We start from the raw sequence: 14481 nt of genomic DNA, 5'->3' as shown, positions 1-14481 counted from the left end.
TTCGGGAACATCTCCGTCCGTATGTTGTTCGAAGGCCAAGCACTTATTGCCAATGGAGCCCCAGATGACCCATGGAACCACGAACCCGCACATCGACACGCGTCGCGGCACGAGGCACTCCGCTGGCTACATCGCTACAGTGGTCCTGGCGGTCGTTGTCGCGATCTTCGGCATCCTCATCTTCGGCGGGGGTCTCTGGCTCATCGCCCTGGGAGGAAGCTGGTACTACGCGATAGCAGGCGTCGGGCTGTGCCTGACGGCCTGGTTCCTCGCACGGCCGTCGATCAACGCGCTCTGGATCTACCTTGCCACCTATGCCTTCACGGTGGTCTGGGCCTTTTGGGAGAAGGGCATGGACTGGTGGGCTCAAGTGCCACGCCTGGTGGCCCCGACGGTGATCCTTCTCCTCATCCTCGCAACAGTGCCGGTCCTGATGCGGAGTCGGCGGACCCACACGGAGCATTATCGATGACGCAGTATTCGGACGACCGCGTGCAGGACCAGCAGCCCGGTCTCGAAAGCGAGATGTCGCCCAAGCCGGAGTACCATCCGCGCTTTCCGGGCGCGGGCCGGCTGGACGGGGGCGTCGCGATCGTGACGGGCGGGGATTCCGGCATCGGCCGCGCGGCCGCCGTCCTCTTTGCGCGCGAGGGCGCTGCCGCGGTCGCCATCCTCTACAAGAACGAAGACGAGGACGCTGAGGCGACACTGGAGGCGATCCGCGAAGAAGGCGCGGAAGCGATGTCGCTGAGGGGCGATGTCGGCGAGCGCGACTTCTGCATGGATGCCGTATCGAAGGTCGTCGAGCGCTTCGGGCGTCTCGATGTTCTCGTCAACAACGCCGCCGAGCAACACGCGCAGGACGAGTTCGAGGACGTCTCCGAAAAGCAGATGGAAGACACGTTCCGCACGAATATCTTCGGCCAGATGTTCATGGTGCAGGCCGCCCTGCCCCACCTGAAGGAAGGTGCGAGCATTGTCGGCATCACCTCGGTCACCGCCTACCGCGGGCAGGACATGCTGATCGACTATGCGTCCACGAAGGGCGCCATCCTGTCGTTCATTCGCACCCTCGCCCACAAGCTCGCGCCCAAGGGGATCAGGGTCAACGGCGTGGCGCCCGGTCCCATCTGGACCCCGCTCATCCCCTCCTCGTTCCCGCCGGAGAAGGTCAAGGAGTTCGGCAAGAGCAGCACGCTCGGCCGTCCCGGACAGCCGAACGAAGTCGCGCCGTCCATCCTGTTCCTCGCCTGCGAGGATGCGTCCTTCATGACCGGTCACGTCCTGCACCCCGACGGGGGCGCGATGGTCGCGGACTGACGCGGCGACCGTTATCGTTCGCCATCCGCCGGTTGGCTGGCGTACCATTTCGCAAGAAGCGCGATGTCGGCGTCGCTCAGGGCACGGGCGGCGGCGACCATCTTCGCCGAATCCGTGCGCACGCCGTCCCTCCACAGCCGCAACTGCGTCTCGAGAAAAGCACGGTGTTGGCCGGACAGCCGGGGGCCAAGCGTCTCATCCGCCGAGGCACCCGGTCCGTGGCACGCGGTACAGGCCGGCACTTCGCGCGTGCCGCGGTTCGCAAGACGCTCGCCGGCGACGGGAACAGGCAGCGGGTCCGGGGCCTCGTTGATCGTCGCCGCGAAATGTTCTGCCAGCCGCGGAAGGTCTTCCACCGGAACAACGCTCGCCGCCTGCTGCATGATGCCGCTCAGACGCACACCGGTCACGTACTCGCGCAGTTCTTCCCGCAGATACTCGGCGTCCTGGATGTCCAGACGCGGGACGAGGCCATCGATGGTCCCGTGACACGAGCCGCAATAGGCCACGCTGGACGTTGCGATGCTCTCGGACGTCGATTTTGGAAGCGGCGGCGCGTCATCCTCCTTCACCTTCTCAAGGTATGCGACGACAGCCCAGACCTCGTCCGATCGCTCCGGTGCGGGCCAGCCCGGCATCCCGGACATCTTGACGCCGTTCTCCACGACCCAGTGCAGTTCGTTCGGGCTCCATCCGGCGATGGCAAGCTTGATCGGCGGCGGCTCGGGCAGCATCGCGTCGGAGAACGCCAGTGCGGGCTCGTCGGGACTGCCGTGGCAGGGAACGCAGCCCGTCGCGTAGTGCCCCGCTCCCAGAGCGACAAGGTCCGGGTCATCGAGAAGGGGCACCTCGTTCTCGGGCGGCGCGCGCAAGCTGACGGAGTTCTTGAACGTCGTGTGGAGAACCCAGGCGACGCCGGGAAGATGCCCGGCGGTCGCGGACACGTTGTAGAGCCCAAGGCCAACCACCCCGATGCCGACCGCCAGCCCGAGGGCGACGATCACCGAGAAGATGACGAGCGCGCGCTTCATGCCGGGGTCTCCTGGAGGCCGCGGGACGTCAGGATCAGCCCGCCCGCGAGATAGGCCGGGGTGCCGATCGCCAGCATGAGCATGCCTCCCAACTGTTGCCCCGCGAGGTCGGGCGCGGTGCCGCAGATCTCGAAGTAGAGGTCGCGGGGCGCCAGGATCAGGAGAGCGCCCAGAAGGGTCATGTGCATCGACGTGATCAGAAGGTCCGCCGCGCCCGAAAGCGGGTTCTCGGCGCGGATGCACCCGGCCCAGACGAAGAGGCCGACGGCAAGGAAGCTCGCCTGCTCGAAGATGTATCCCGGGGCCACCGTGCGTCCCAGGGCATGTGCAGCCGGCAAATGCCACGCCCAGACCACCACGAACTCGACAACCGCGGCGGCGAGAGGCGGCGCCGCGAGCTTCCGCGACAGGTCCGGGGCTCCGACCACCAGCAAGGGGGCGGCGACCGCGACAAGGCCCATGTGCCGCAGCATGTGGACGGGAAAGGCCGGCCACCAGTCGTCGAGCGGCAGGAGCCAGAGGACCCCGAGCAGGGCGAGACCAGAGAGAAGGGCCAACCGTCTCATCTGCAACCCTCGAGCAGGAGGAGCGGCAAGGTCGTGTAGACGGTGGCGATGCCCGAGATGAGCGTGAGCAGGAATGTGGCGTGGCCGAGAAAACGGTGACGGTCCTCGGCCTTCCCTTCCGACAGCGCGGAGGGGTGCCCCCGTTCGGGCGCCCACTGTCTCCAGGCCCGCCAGCCCTGCCATACGAAGACGACAAGGACGATGACCGAAACCGCGATCAGCGACAGACGTGTGGCCTCGATCGGAAGAAGCCCGCGCACGCAGGCAAGCGAGACGCTTGCGTAGCAAAGCACGAAGTGTCCGGCCCAGACCGAGGGCGCCAGCGCAATCCGCCACAGGCTGCCGGCTTCATCCGAGAATTCCTTGCGATCCTGGTTCGTCTGATGTCCCTGATCTGTCACAGCAACCTCGCCACCGGACCCATGAGTGCGCAGGCGACCAGGGCGGACACCGCGAAGAAGTGCCAGTAGAGGCTCACATTCCAGATGTCGGCCTCGTAGCGCGGCGTCATCTTGCCGGTCAGGCTTCCCGCCAAACAGTAAAGCTGCATCACCAGGCCGACTCCGGCGTGCGCCACGATCCAGACCATCAGCGCCCACATCAGGGCCGGATAGACATGGGACGTCGGATCGAGAGGAAGAACGGAGACGATCAGAGCAGCCGCCCCGATGCAGGTCGAAAGCGCGCCCGCAGCCAATGCCGCGCGGGCCGCTCCCACCCTGCCCCGCCGGTTCGTGAAACGCGCCGCAATCGTCAGAAGCCATCCTGCCGCAAACGCCGCCGCCGCCACCGCTACGGCGCCTGCCCCGGCATGGAGAGCGTCCGGCGGCGGGAAGGCGGTATTCGACGTCCAGTAGAAGAAGAAGCCGAACACGATGGACGAGAATGCCGTGGCGTCCCCTAGCATCGTGATCCACATGGCCCACCACCCGCAGGACTCCGGACCCGAGACGTAGGTGGGCAGCCGAAGTCCGAGGCCCACGTCCTTCATGTCGGCTTCCGGTGGCCGCGCGGTCGTCGTCCAGAGCCAGTAGAGGATCGCGCAGACGGCCAGCACACCCGACACGATGGCCGGTGTGTAGAGGTGGAACGTCGGAAAGATGAAGGCGCCCCCGGTAAAGACGGCTGCGATATGGGTGATCCAGGTCGGCGTGTTCACGCGCTGCACCAGGATCGGCCTCGCGTCGATCACCGAAGTGACGATGGTCTCGCGAAGGCCCTCTTCGGCGTCAGGCAGATAGAAGCGTCCCTCTTCGACCCTGTCGAGAAACTTGGGCTGCTCCCAAAGCGGATAGCGTGTGGAGATATAGGGGATCGAGCGCATCCCCCAGGGCTCTTCAGGCACGTCGTGCGCCCACTCCAGCGTTCCCGCCTTCCAGGGATTGCGGGGGCAGAGCGGCTGGCTGCCCTTGGGCCGCAGCAGGTCCCAGACGAAGACGGCGAACCCCGCCGCGATGACGAAGGCCCCAACGGTCGAGATGAGGTTGGTCACCTCCCAGCCCAGACCTTCGGGATATGTGTAGACGCGTCGCGGCATGCCCAGAAGCCCGGTCAGATGCATCGGCAGGAAGGTCACGTTGAAGCCGGTGAAGATCAGCCAGAAGGCCCAGCGTCCCAGCCGCTCGGACAGCGTCTTCTTGGCGATGAAGGGATAGTAGTAATAGACCCCCGCCATCACCGGAAAGACCATGCCGCCGAACAGCGTGTAGTGAAGGTGGGCCACCACGAAGTACGTGTCGTGAACCTGGAAGTCGAAGGGCGCGAGCGCCAGCATCACGCCCGTCAATCCTCCCATGGTGAAGATCGCCAGGGCGCCGGCAATCCACAGCATCGGCAGGATCATACGGATCCGCCCCGCCATGAGGGTGGCGAGAAATGCGAAGAGCTGAACGCCGGTGGGAATGACGACAGCCTCGGACGCCGCCGAAAAGAAGCCGAGCGACAGCGTCGGTAGGCCCGTCGTGTACATGTGATGGACCCACAGCCCGAAGCTGAGGAAGCCCGTCCCGACGGCCGACAGAACGATCCACGAGTAGCCGACGATCGGTCTCTGCGCGACCGTCGGCACGATCATGGCCGCGATCGCGATGGACGGAAGGAAGATGATGTAGACCTCGGGGTGCCCGAAAATCCAGAAAAGGTGCTGCCACAGCATCGGGTCTCCCCCGCGCGTGGGATCGAAGAACGGCCAGTCGAAGCTGCGCTCGAGCTCGAACAGGAAGTCGCCGGCGATGAGGGGCGGAAACGCGAATAGGATCATGCCTCCGACCACGAGGACGTACCACGCATAGAGCGGCATCAGGTTCACGCGCATCCCCGGCGGGCGGCACTTCAGGGTGCCGACGATCAGCTCCACCGCCGCCGCGATCGAGGCCACCTCGATGAAGCTGAGACCCAGAAGCCAGATGTCGCTTCCCGGCCCGGCGTCTTCGGTGGCCAGGGGCGGGTACATGAACCACCCCGCTCTCGGTGCCGCGTCGAACAGCAGAGAGCCCAGGACGAAGACCCCGCCGATCAGGAAGGACCAGTACCCGAAGGCCGAAAGGCGCGGGAAAGGCATGTCCCGCGCGCCCAGAAGCCCCGGCAGCAGGATGATCGAGATGGCCTCGAACATCGGCACGGCGAAGAGGAACATCATCGCAGAGCCGTGCATCGTGAAGAACTGGTTGTAGCGGTCGGCGGACATGACCTCGATGTCCGGGGCGGCAAGCTGGACCCGCATCGCAAGTGCGAGGATCCCGGCGCAGAGCATGAAGAAGAAGGCCGTCAGCGAATACCACTTGCCGACCTCGGAATTGTTGACCGCCGACCAATAGCGCCATCCGGTCGGCGTCTTCCAGACCTCCCGAAGACGGTTCGCACTATCGCTGTCGAGACCTTGAGGCGCCTGCTCGTCCAGCATCGCCTCGGTCGGAGGAAACGGGCCTTCCGGCTTTGGCCGCAGGGGGCTGAGGGAGCGCGACGTCATTTCAACTCCTTGAGATATCGGGCGAGGTCCGCACTCTGTCTCGGAGACAGTTCCGGATACGGCGGCATCTGCACTTCCGGCTTCAGATCGTCGGTGTGGGCGATTCAGCGCTCGATGTTGTCGAGCGTGGCGCCGAGCCGCCCTGCCCCGATCGTGAGCCGCGAGCCGACGTGGGTCAGGTCCGGGCCGACCTTGCCGACAGCCGGTGTGCCGCGCACGGTATGGCATGCGCCGCAGCCGGCTGCCTGGAAGACGGCCAACCCCCGCCGGGCGGCGTCGCTCTGCGGCTCGGCGGCATCCTGGGCCTCTGCCTCGAGCCAGGTCGCGAAGTCTTCGGGCATCATGGCGACTGCCATGAAGGCCATCCAGGCGTGGCTTGCGCCGCAGAACTCCGCACACTGACCGCGATAGATCCCTGGCTCCACAGGCTCCAGGCTCATGCGGGTTTCGCGACCGGGAAACATGTCCATCTTGCCGCCCAGGGCTGGCACCCAGAGGGAATGGATCACGCCGTCAGACGTCAGTCTGAGGTCGGTTCTCTGACCTGTCGGCAGTCTGATCTCGTTGGCGGAGACGACGGAGCCCTCGACGCCCTCCATCGTGTATTCCACGCGCCACCACCATTGCTCACCGAGCACGGAGACGGTCAGGCCGTCGCCCGGTGCCCGCTGGTCGGGCAAGAGCGAGAGTCCCCAGAGGAGCACGGCCCCGATGACGACCGTCGGGGCTATGACGCCGCCAAAGAGAATGAGCATTCTTCCCGAGCGTTCGGGCAATGTCCCGGTGCTCCTTCTGGTGAACCAGTAGAAGAGCCCGTTCATGGCGACCCAGAGGATCGCGGCCCCCACAAGCAGCGAGACGAAGAGCGTGAAAAGCGCCTGTGCGTCCGAGCCGGCGGGATCCAGAACCGATTGGCGACCTGAACAGCCGCTCAGGACAAGCGCGGCGGCGGTCGTCCTGAGACCTCGTCCGCGGATCCTCTGAAAGGATAGCCTTTGCGCTGCTGCAAGGCCTGCCAAAGGGGGTGATATGAGTGCGCGAAAGGGCAAGCGGCCCTAGAGCGCCAGAAGGGCCAGGCCCAGCGCAGCGACCGCGGCGACGACCAGGATCCACATGGCGAGACCGTTGCGGGACGACTCGCGGTGCTCCGGCGGGCGCATCGGGTCCTCGTCCGCTGACGGCGCCCGAGATTTGGCATCCGCCATGCGGGCCTCGGCAACCGTGGGCGAATGTCCCCCGGCTTCCGCGTCGGTTCCAAGTGGTGCGGCGGCGGGATCGGAGAACGCGACCTTGTCGCCGGTTTCACCCTTGTCAATCCGATCGCGCAGCCGCACGACGGCCGCTGCGCCCGAGCGCCGGGTTCCTTTGTCGGGTATATTGCTCATGTCCACTCCTCGTTCACGTGCATGAACAGGAACAGCGGCGTGTTGTTCCCGCCGTGCTTGCATGAGGCGGAAATTGCGGCTCGGGGGGGTAAGACAGTCGGCGTCCGGGCCAGCGGGAAGCACTCGGTGCGGCGGCGTCCATTGTCGGTGCGACCGTCCTCCTCCGGGAGCGACCCGCTACTCCTCGGACCGTGCCGAAATCTCAGCCCTCTGCGACCGCGCGCTCCTCGATGTCGCGGACCCGGGGCGCGGCGTCGTGGTCGTCGTCGGTTCCCTGCCGCGCCCAGAGCGTGGCATAGCGTCCCTGACTGGCGAGAAGCGCATCGTGGGTGCCCTCCTCGACGATCACACCGTCCTCCAGCACGACGATGCGGTCGGCGTCGGCGATGGTCGACAGACGGTGCGCGATCGTCAGCACCGTTCGCCCCTCGCCCATGGCCTTGAGTTCGCGCTGGATTTCGCGCTCGGTCTCGGTGTCGAGAGCGCTTGTCGCCTCGTCGAGAAGAAGGATGGGCGGGTTCTTCAGAAGGGTGCGCGCGATGCCCACCCTCTGCTTCTCGCCGCCGGACAGCTTCAGCCCGCGCTCGCCGACCTGCGTGTCGTAGCCCTCGGGCAGGCTTTCGATGAAGCCGTGGATCTTCGCGGCGCGCGCGGCCTCGAGGACTTCCGCGCGAGACGCTTCGGGGCGGCCGTAGGCGATGTTGTAATAGACCGTGTCGTTGAAGAGAACGGTGTCCTGCGGCACCACGCCGATGGTCCTGTGAAGGCTTTCCTGGGTGATGTCGCGCACGTCCTGCCCGTCGATGCGCAAGGCGCCGCCGTTCACGTCGTAAAACCGGAACAGAAGCCGCCCGATGGTCGACTTGCCCGACCCCGACGGCCCGACGATGGCGACCGTCTGGCCGGCTGGCACATCCAGCGTGACGCCCCTCAGGATCGGCCGCTCGGCGTCATAGCCGAACACGACGTCGTCAAAGCGCACAGCCCCGCCGTCGACCCGCAGAGCCCTCGCGTCGGGCTTGTCCTGAACCTCGGCCGGTTGCTCGAGAAGCTCGAACATCTCGGCCATGTCGACCAGCGCCTGCCGGATCTCGCGGTAGACCGTGCCGAGGAAGTTGAGCGGCATGGTGATCTGGATCATGTAGGCGTTGACCATGACGAAATCGCCCACGGTCAGCGCCCCGTTCGCCACGCCGATGGCCGCCATCACCATGACGACGACGAGGCCTGCGGTAATCAGAAGCGCCTGTCCGAAGTTCAGGACGGCCAGCGAATAGTTCGTCTTCAGGGCGGCGGCGACATAGCGCTCCATCGAGCCGTCATAGCGTTCGGCCTCGCGCGCCTCGGCTCCGAAGTACTTCACCGTCTCGAAGTTCAGGAGGCTGTCGATGGCCTTCTGGTTCGCGTCGGTGTCCTGGTCGTTCATCTCCTTGCGGATCTTCACGCGCCATTCGGTGACCGCGAAGGTGAACCAGACGTAGAGCGCGATGGTGACGAAGACGACGGCCAGATACCAGATGTCGAACACCCAGGCGAGGACGACGGCGATCATCAGAAGCTCGAGGACCAGCGGCCCGATCGAGAACAGCAGGAAGCGCAGAAGGAAATCGACACCCTTCACGCCCCGCTCGATGATCCGGCTCAACCCGCCCGTCTTGCGCGTGATGTGATAGCGCAGCGAAAGCGCGTGGATGTGCTGGAAGGTTTCGAGCGCCAGCATCCGCAGCGCACGCTGCCCCACGGCGGCGAAGATCACGTCACGCAACTGCTGGAAGCCGTTCGACATGAGCCGCGCCACGCCGTAGGCGACCGTAAGACCGACCGCCCCCGCGCCAAGCGCCCAGGCCGGATCCGTCCCCTCACCTGCCAGCGCGTCGACGGCGGCCTTGTAGAAGAAGGGCGTCGCAACCGCGATCACCTTCGACAGAAGCAGCACGAACAGCGCCAGAGCAACGCGGCGCTTCACCCAGGGCATATCGTCGGGCCAAAGGTAGGGCGCGACCTTGCGGATGATGGACAGGCCCGAGCGGCGGCCGGTTCGATTGGAGGGAGAGGCGGACATCGGGCCCTAGTTAAGCGCTTCGCCTCGGCTTGGCCAGATGCGGCGATCAGGCGCCCGGCACATAGGTCTGGTCGATCATCGCCTTCTCGCGCATCGCGGTATAGGCGGCCCGAAAGCGCGGCGCGAAGTACGCGGCGAAGGCGCGGACCTCGGGCCGCCGATAGACGTCGGGCGAGATGACGAGCCAGGAGGATACGTCGGTGCCCTCGGGCGGCAGGAAGCACCGCACCAGAGACGGATAATCGGTCGCGAAGGCGATGGTCGAGGGACCGATGCCGAGCCCGGCCTCGATGCTGGCCGTGACGGATTCGACGTCTCCGCAGCGCGCGACGATCTGCGAGGGTTCGATCCTCTCGACCAGCCAGCGGTTCAGGGGCAGGGTCGCTGGCGCGGGATCGTAGATGATGAAGGAGTGACCGGCGAACTCCTCGGGCGAGACCGGAAGACCGTGGCGGGCGGCGTATCCTCGAGAGGCGAATAGCGTCGACTTCACATCCGTGAGCTTCGCGCAGATCAGCCGGTCATCGGTGATCCGCGGCGCGATGCGGATCGCGACGTCGGCTTCGCCCGCAGCGAGGTCGAGGATCTTGTAGCTCGAGATCAGCTCGAACCGGACGTCCGGATGCTTCAGGCTGAATTCGGACAGGATGCCCGAAAATATCGGCGAGAAGTTTCTGCGGGGCGCCGTGATGCGGATCGGCTGCGCTTCGGTCCGCCGCGCTTTCTGTGCGGCGGCCTCCAATGCCTCCGCCGACACCTCCAGAGCCTCGGCCTGCGGCAACAATCCGCGCGCGGCCGGTGTCGGATGAAAGCCGCGCGTGTCGCGCTCGAAAAGCGTCAGGCCCAGTTCGTGCTCAAGCGCATCGATCCGGCGCGCGACCGTCGGCTGCGACAGGGCCAGCCGGCGCGACGCCGCCAGCGTCGATCCCTCTCGGTAGACGGCGAGGAAAACGCGGACATCCGACCAGTTCATCGCGGCTCGACACTTCTGTAGAGCGATCCAACGCCGTAGCGGATACCACGGAAGCCAAAAGCCACATAGGCCTTAGTCACAAGGCTCTGAAGGAGGCTGAGATGATGGCGACGTCGATCTACCCGGGCTGGTTCGCCTCGAGAGAGGGTCTGGACGGGCGGCAGCGGACCGAGGCGGCCGTCGATCTTCCGCGCGAGGCGGAGGAGACGCGCGAGCGGCTGGCGTTCGTCCTGGACCTCGCCGACCGCCACCCCGGCGCGTTCACGTCCGACGAGGGTCTCGGAGCGGCGATGTTGTACTTCTCGGGACGTCTCTGATCGGCACGTCTCTCAGTCGGGCACCGTGAAGATCTGGCCGGGATAGATAAGGTCCGGGTTGCGGATCCGGTCGGTGTTGGCCTCGAAGACGCGGACATAAAGCGGACCGTCGCCGTACTTCTCGCGCGCGATCCCCCAGAGCGTGTTGCCGGGCTGGACCGTGATGAGCGACACGGGCGCGAGCGCGGTGACGGGCCTCTGGTCGAGCGCACGGATCGCCTCGACGGACTCGCGGCGGAACGGTGTCTCGGCCCGCGACACGACGCGGCCCTCGGCGTCGATCTCGTCGACACGCAGGGTATAGGTCCCGGTGTCCACTTCGGGCAGTTCGGTCTGCCACTGGCCACCCTCGCCGATGGCCGTTTCGATCACCGGCTTGTTGTCGAGGTAGACGCGGACCGACGTCGTCCCCGTCCCGCGGCCTGCAAGCGAGACCTCGCCCTCGGCGTCGTAGCTGATCGAGTCGATCGAGACGTTGTCCATGGCCTCGGGGGCGTCGCCCGGGTTCTGGAGCACGCGCACCCCGGTTTCGTCGGCCAGAAGCACCGCAGGCGCACGGGGAGCCACCGCAGCCGTCTCGGTCGCAGGCGCACCGGGGGCGGCATCCGGCGACGGAGGGGCGGCCGCTTCGGGCGCATCGGTCGGAGCTTCCGGCGCGGACCCATCCGCGATCTCGGTGGACGCAGCAGGCCTGGGTGCCGAACCCGTCTGCTCCACGCCCGCGACGTCGGGCGCTGTCGTCGGTTCCGCGTCGAGCGACGCGACCGCCTCGCCGCCGGCCGCCGGAGCGGTTGCCGGCCGCGCCTCCGCCACCAGTTCCTCGATCGGGGCGAGGATGACCGAGGCAGGCGCCTCCACCGTCTCGCCGTCTTCCCGCGTCTCGGTCAGGGTCAGCACGCGCGGCGCGTCCGAGGCGCCCAGGTCCGCGAAAATGACGAACCCGCCCGAGCCGTCCGCCGTCGCCTCGCCCACCGTCTCGCCGTCTAGCGCGAGATCCACTGTCGCTCCCGGTGTGGCGGTGCCTGCGATGACGGTCGAGCCTCCCGGTTCGACGCGCACGATGTCGAAGCTGGCAGCGCCGCCGATGTCGGAGGCCGCCTCGCCGAATTCCTCCGCGACCTCCTCGGTCGCTCCCGCGGGATCGCCTGCGGCCGGCGCGACCGCCGCCGTTTCCTCGCCAGCTTCTAGGGTGGCCTCGGAGCCATCCGTGGAAGATGCGCTGCCCGTAGCGGTCGCCTCGTCTATTGGGGCGTCACTTGTCGCGGCGTCGCCAGAAATGGCGCTGCCCTCGGACCCCGTCGCAGGGACTGTGGCCGGAGCGGTCTCGACCGCGGCCGATCCTTCCGGCACCCCATCGGGACCGGAACTTCTCAACCACCACGTCAGAAGGATCGCGAAGCCCACAAGGGCCACGACGACGATGCCTCTCCACATCGGCTTCACGCGATCAACTCCCCGCTCGGGGCCTTCGGCCCTCGGTTGCGCGCCTGTCCCGGAACGGCGCTTGAGCGACCTTATCAACACCGCTATCAGGGGTCAAAACCCCATGATGAACGGATGAACGATGGACGGCGCACCGTATTCCCTTTGCGTCTATTGTGGCTCACGCCCCGGCGGTGACCCCGCCTTCCTCGAGGCTGCGCGCGACCTTGGCCGGGCCATCGGCTCCGAGGGCTGGCGGCTGGTCTATGGCGCGGGCGACGTGGGGCTGATGGGTGCCGTGGCCGAAGCCGCGCATGACGCCGGCGCCCGCACCCTGGGCGTGATCCCGGTTCACCTTCTGTCCCGCGAAGCGCCGCGCGGTCTTTCGGCCGACCGGATCGTGACCGAGACGATGCACGAGCGGAAGAAGGTCATGCTGATGAACGCCGACGCGGTGGCGGTGCTGCCGGGAGGCGCAGGTTCGCTCGACGAGTTCTTCGAGGTCCTGACCTGGGCGCAGCTCGGCCTCCACGCCAAGCCGATCCTCCTTATCGACGTCAACGGCTTCTGGCGGCCGCTGACGGCTCTTCTGGACCACATCGTGGCCCAGGGCTTCGCCGCGCCCTCGCTCCTGCGCCTCGTTCAGACTGTGCCGACAGTTCCCGCCGCCGTCGAGGCCCTCCGCTCGGCCCGGTCGCGCGCGAGCGCCACTCCCGAATAGACCGCAAGCGCCACCCAGATCATCGGGAAGGCCACGGCGTGCCAGAAGGTGAAGGGCTCGGCGAAGACAAGGACCGCGATCAGGAATTGCATCGTGGGGTTCATGTACTGCACGACGCCGAGCGTCGACAGCCGCACCCGCTGCGCCGCATAGGAAAACAGGATCATCGGCGTCGCGGTCATCGGACCGCTGAGGAGGAGAAGGACGAAGGTCCATCCATCCGCGATCTCGCCGCCCCCGCGCCAGACCAGCCAGCCCAGGACGACGGGCAGCACCATGACGACCTCCGCCGTCACCGACACCATCGGGCCCACCGTCAGCCGCTTCTTCACCACGCCGTAGACGGCGAACGAGACGGCCAGAAGCAGGCTGATCCACGGCGCCACGCCCAATCCCCAGGTCAATAGCGCCACGGCAAGGGCCGCGACCCCGACAGCCGCCCATTGCAGCGCGAGGAGCCGCTCGCGAAAGATCAGCCAGCCGAACAGCACCGAGACGAGCGGCGAGATATAATAGCCGAGGCTCGACTGCGAGACGTGGCCCGTCTGGACCGCGAAGATGTAGAAGAACCAGTTGCACGAGATGAACAGCGCCGCGACCGCGATCCAGCCCACTTGGGTTCGGTCGGTGATCGCAGCACCAAGGGCGGGCAGACGGCCCCGCCGCCACAGTACGACGGCGAAGAACACGAAGGACCACAGGATGCGATGCGACAGCACGTCCATCGTCGGGACGTGCAGCAACAAGCGGTAGAACAGCGGCGCAAAGCCCCAGATCGTGCAGGCTGCGACCAATGCCACAAGGCCGCTTCGGACCTCGGCCGGGTCGCTCTGTTGCATTGGGACTCCGGGCATTTCGGACGGGAAACGGCCCGTTCCCGGTCAGGAACGGGCCGCGCCAGTCGTGGAAGCCTCAGGCGGCGGCGTCAAGTTCCGCCTTCACCAGCTTCTCGATCTCGTCGATGGGGTGGTTGGTCAGCGTCTTGTCGATCTCGGCCACAACCTTGTCCGAGACCTCCTTGTGCATCTTGGCGCGCATCTCGCCCAATGTACGGGGCGGCGCGACCAGCACGAGCTTCGAGAACTCGCCCTTGTGCGCGCTCTTGTACAGCATCTCGACCAAGTCGTCCGCGAAACGCTCCTTCTCGAGACGGTGGAAATCGGTCTCGTCGAACGCGGACCGCTGGTTCGGCCCTCCATCGTTGAAGCGGCCGGGACGGTCCGTGCCTTGCTCGCGGTCCGGCGGATTGTCCTGATGTTTCTCGCGGCGGACCTCGAGATAGGGATCTTCGGAATCGGTGTTGTTTACGAGGAACAGCGCCTTCTCGCCGTCGGCGACCAGCACCCAGGTGCCGTGCTCAAGACCGCTCATCGTTTTCTCCCGTTCCATGAAGCCCGCCGAGGTCGCCTTCGCCCTCTTCGTCCGACTTGTGGACCCTCGTGCGGACATCTCCTTCCTTGGGCTGCCGCAACTCGTCGCGGGTGCCGACCTTGCGTTCAAGGTTGCCCTGTCCGCGGCCCTGCTGCGACGGAGTGTCGATATCTTCGACGAATTCGTCCGTTTCGCTCTTGCCGTCCTTGGACCGTATTCTCTCTGCCATATGGTTTCTCCTTCGTTGTTGAGGGAGGAACCCGCACGACACCGCCACAGTTCCGAAATCCGCTCACCTGTGTCGCAGTTTATTGAAGTCGGCCGTCCGAGAACATACTGTGAACA

At 66.3% G+C, this 14481-nt stretch carries 16 protein-coding genes; 4 read left to right on the top strand and 12 right to left on the bottom strand.

Features of this window, described 5'->3' with window-relative positions:
• Nucleotides 1-64: 64 nt before the first annotated feature.
• Together C8D95_RS09425 and C8D95_RS09420 are read left to right on the top strand one after the other, a co-directional pair.
• Nucleotides 65-472 carry a glucose dehydrogenase gene (locus C8D95_RS09425; RefSeq protein WP_241239865.1) on the top strand — a complete coding sequence of 136 codons (408 nt, stop codon included), beginning with the start codon at nucleotides 65-67 and terminating at the stop codon, nucleotides 470-472.
• Complete coding sequence (locus C8D95_RS09420; RefSeq protein WP_206508486.1) at nucleotides 469-1320, top strand: SDR family oxidoreductase; 852 nt, start codon at nucleotides 469-471, stop codon at nucleotides 1318-1320. Before C8D95_RS09425 ends, C8D95_RS09420 begins: the two co-directional genes overlap by 4 nt.
• Nucleotides 1321-1331: 11 nt before the next feature.
• Here the strand turns inward: C8D95_RS09420 and C8D95_RS09415 are convergent, their stop codons facing one another.
• The 8 genes from C8D95_RS09415 to C8D95_RS09380 form a co-directional block, all read right to left on the bottom strand.
• Nucleotides 1332-2351 (bottom strand): c-type cytochrome, encoded by a 1020-nt coding sequence (locus C8D95_RS09415; RefSeq protein ID WP_109758913.1) that lies wholly within the window; start codon nucleotides 2349-2351, stop codon nucleotides 1332-1334.
• Nucleotides 2348-2917, bottom strand: a complete 570-nt coding sequence (locus C8D95_RS09410; protein WP_109758912.1) for a cytochrome c oxidase assembly protein — start codon at nucleotides 2915-2917, stop codon at nucleotides 2348-2350. Before C8D95_RS09410 ends, C8D95_RS09415 begins: the two co-directional genes overlap by 4 nt.
• Nucleotides 2914-3318: a hypothetical protein gene (locus tag C8D95_RS09405; RefSeq protein ID WP_109758911.1), complete on the bottom strand. Its 405-nt coding sequence runs from the start codon at nucleotides 3316-3318 to the stop codon at nucleotides 2914-2916. The genes C8D95_RS09410 and C8D95_RS09405 overlap by 4 nt, the downstream gene beginning before the upstream one ends.
• Nucleotides 3315-5885 carry a cytochrome c oxidase subunit I gene (gene ctaD / locus C8D95_RS09400; RefSeq protein WP_109758910.1) on the bottom strand — a complete coding sequence of 857 codons (2571 nt, stop codon included), beginning with the start codon at nucleotides 5883-5885 and terminating at the stop codon, nucleotides 3315-3317. Before ctaD ends, C8D95_RS09405 begins: the two co-directional genes overlap by 4 nt.
• Nucleotides 5886-5989: 104 nt before the next feature.
• The gene (locus C8D95_RS09395; protein ID WP_338143059.1) at nucleotides 5990-6904 is read right to left on the bottom strand and encodes a cytochrome c oxidase subunit II; all 915 of its coding nucleotides are present in this window, start codon (nucleotides 6902-6904) and stop codon (nucleotides 5990-5992) included.
• A 36-nt stretch (nucleotides 6905-6940) separates the two neighbouring features.
• Nucleotides 6941-7270, bottom strand: coding sequence for a hypothetical protein (locus C8D95_RS09390; RefSeq protein ID WP_109758909.1), 330 nt, complete (start codon nucleotides 7268-7270; stop codon nucleotides 6941-6943).
• Between the two features lie 202 nt (nucleotides 7271-7472).
• Nucleotides 7473-9332: an ABCB family ABC transporter ATP-binding protein/permease gene (locus tag C8D95_RS09385; protein ID WP_109758908.1), complete on the bottom strand. Its 1860-nt coding sequence runs from the start codon at nucleotides 9330-9332 to the stop codon at nucleotides 7473-7475.
• A 46-nt stretch (nucleotides 9333-9378) separates the two neighbouring features.
• Nucleotides 9379-10305 (bottom strand): LysR family transcriptional regulator, encoded by a 927-nt coding sequence (locus C8D95_RS09380; protein WP_109758907.1) that lies wholly within the window; start codon nucleotides 10303-10305, stop codon nucleotides 9379-9381.
• 101 nt (nucleotides 10306-10406) lie between these two features.
• Between C8D95_RS09380 and C8D95_RS09375 the strand changes: the two genes are divergently transcribed.
• Nucleotides 10407-10622: a hypothetical protein gene (locus C8D95_RS09375; RefSeq protein WP_109758906.1), complete on the top strand. Its 216-nt coding sequence runs from the start codon at nucleotides 10407-10409 to the stop codon at nucleotides 10620-10622.
• A gap of 12 nt (nucleotides 10623-10634) precedes the next feature.
• On the opposite strand, the gene C8D95_RS22500 is transcribed toward C8D95_RS09375, so the two are convergent.
• Nucleotides 10635-12065 (bottom strand): LysM peptidoglycan-binding domain-containing protein, encoded by a 1431-nt coding sequence (locus tag C8D95_RS22500; protein WP_420902665.1) that lies wholly within the window; start codon nucleotides 12063-12065, stop codon nucleotides 10635-10637.
• A gap of 121 nt (nucleotides 12066-12186) precedes the next feature.
• On the opposite strand from C8D95_RS22500, the gene C8D95_RS09365 reads away from it, so the two are divergent.
• The gene (locus C8D95_RS09365; RefSeq protein WP_109758905.1) at nucleotides 12187-12765 is read left to right on the top strand and encodes an LOG family protein; all 579 of its coding nucleotides are present in this window, start codon (nucleotides 12187-12189) and stop codon (nucleotides 12763-12765) included.
• On the opposite strand, the gene rarD is transcribed toward C8D95_RS09365, so the two are convergent.
• The 3 genes from rarD to C8D95_RS09350 all read right to left on the bottom strand — a co-directional run bounded on the left by rarD (nucleotide 12687) and on the right by C8D95_RS09350 (nucleotide 14365).
• Nucleotides 12687-13604, bottom strand: coding sequence for an EamA family transporter RarD (gene rarD / locus C8D95_RS09360; protein WP_109758904.1), 918 nt, complete (start codon nucleotides 13602-13604; stop codon nucleotides 12687-12689). The genes C8D95_RS09365 and rarD overlap by 79 nt on opposite strands.
• A 73-nt stretch (nucleotides 13605-13677) precedes the next feature.
• Nucleotides 13678-14136, bottom strand: coding sequence for a host attachment family protein (locus C8D95_RS09355; RefSeq protein WP_109758903.1), 459 nt, complete (start codon nucleotides 14134-14136; stop codon nucleotides 13678-13680).
• On the bottom strand, nucleotides 14123-14365 hold the full coding sequence (locus C8D95_RS09350; RefSeq protein ID WP_109758902.1) for a hypothetical protein: 243 nt from the start codon (nucleotides 14363-14365) through the stop codon (nucleotides 14123-14125). Before C8D95_RS09350 ends, C8D95_RS09355 begins: the two co-directional genes overlap by 14 nt.
• Between the last annotated feature and the right edge of the window lie 116 nt (nucleotides 14366-14481).

The organism is Silicimonas algicola (assembly GCF_003148765.1).
In the GTDB taxonomy this organism is placed as follows: domain Bacteria; phylum Pseudomonadota; class Alphaproteobacteria; order Rhodobacterales; family Rhodobacteraceae; genus Silicimonas; species Silicimonas algicola.
The sequence above is the reverse complement of the archived record's forward strand: the minus strand, read 5'-3'. Positions and strand labels throughout refer to the sequence as shown.

Coding starts and splice junctions, on each gene's coding strand:
- C8D95_RS09425 (WP_241239865.1), top strand. CDS start 65: ATGACCCATGGAACCACGAACCCGCACATCGACACGCGTCGCGGCACG.
- C8D95_RS09420 (WP_206508486.1), top strand. CDS start 469: ATGACGCAGTATTCGGACGACCGCGTGCAGGACCAGCAGCCCGGTCTC.
- C8D95_RS09415 (WP_109758913.1), bottom strand. CDS start 2,351: ATGAAGCGCGCGCTCGTCATCTTCTCGGTGATCGTCGCCCTCGGGCTG.
- C8D95_RS09410 (WP_109758912.1), bottom strand. CDS start 2,917: ATGAGACGGTTGGCCCTTCTCTCTGGTCTCGCCCTGCTCGGGGTCCTC.
- ctaD (WP_109758910.1), bottom strand. CDS start 5,885: ATGACGTCGCGCTCCCTCAGCCCCCTGCGGCCAAAGCCGGAAGGCCCG.
- C8D95_RS09390 (WP_109758909.1), bottom strand. CDS start 7,270: ATGAGCAATATACCCGACAAAGGAACCCGGCGCTCGGGCGCAGCGGCC.
- C8D95_RS09385 (WP_109758908.1), bottom strand. CDS start 9,332: ATGTCCGCCTCTCCCTCCAATCGAACCGGCCGCCGCTCGGGCCTGTCC.
- C8D95_RS09380 (WP_109758907.1), bottom strand. CDS start 10,305: ATGAACTGGTCGGATGTCCGCGTTTTCCTCGCCGTCTACCGAGAGGGA.
- C8D95_RS09375 (WP_109758906.1), top strand. CDS start 10,407: ATGATGGCGACGTCGATCTACCCGGGCTGGTTCGCCTCGAGAGAGGGT.
- C8D95_RS09365 (WP_109758905.1), top strand. CDS start 12,187: ATGGACGGCGCACCGTATTCCCTTTGCGTCTATTGTGGCTCACGCCCC.
- rarD (WP_109758904.1), bottom strand. CDS start 13,604: ATGCAACAGAGCGACCCGGCCGAGGTCCGAAGCGGCCTTGTGGCATTG.
- C8D95_RS09355 (WP_109758903.1), bottom strand. CDS start 14,136: ATGAGCGGTCTTGAGCACGGCACCTGGGTGCTGGTCGCCGACGGCGAG.
- C8D95_RS09350 (WP_109758902.1), bottom strand. CDS start 14,365: ATGGCAGAGAGAATACGGTCCAAGGACGGCAAGAGCGAAACGGACGAA.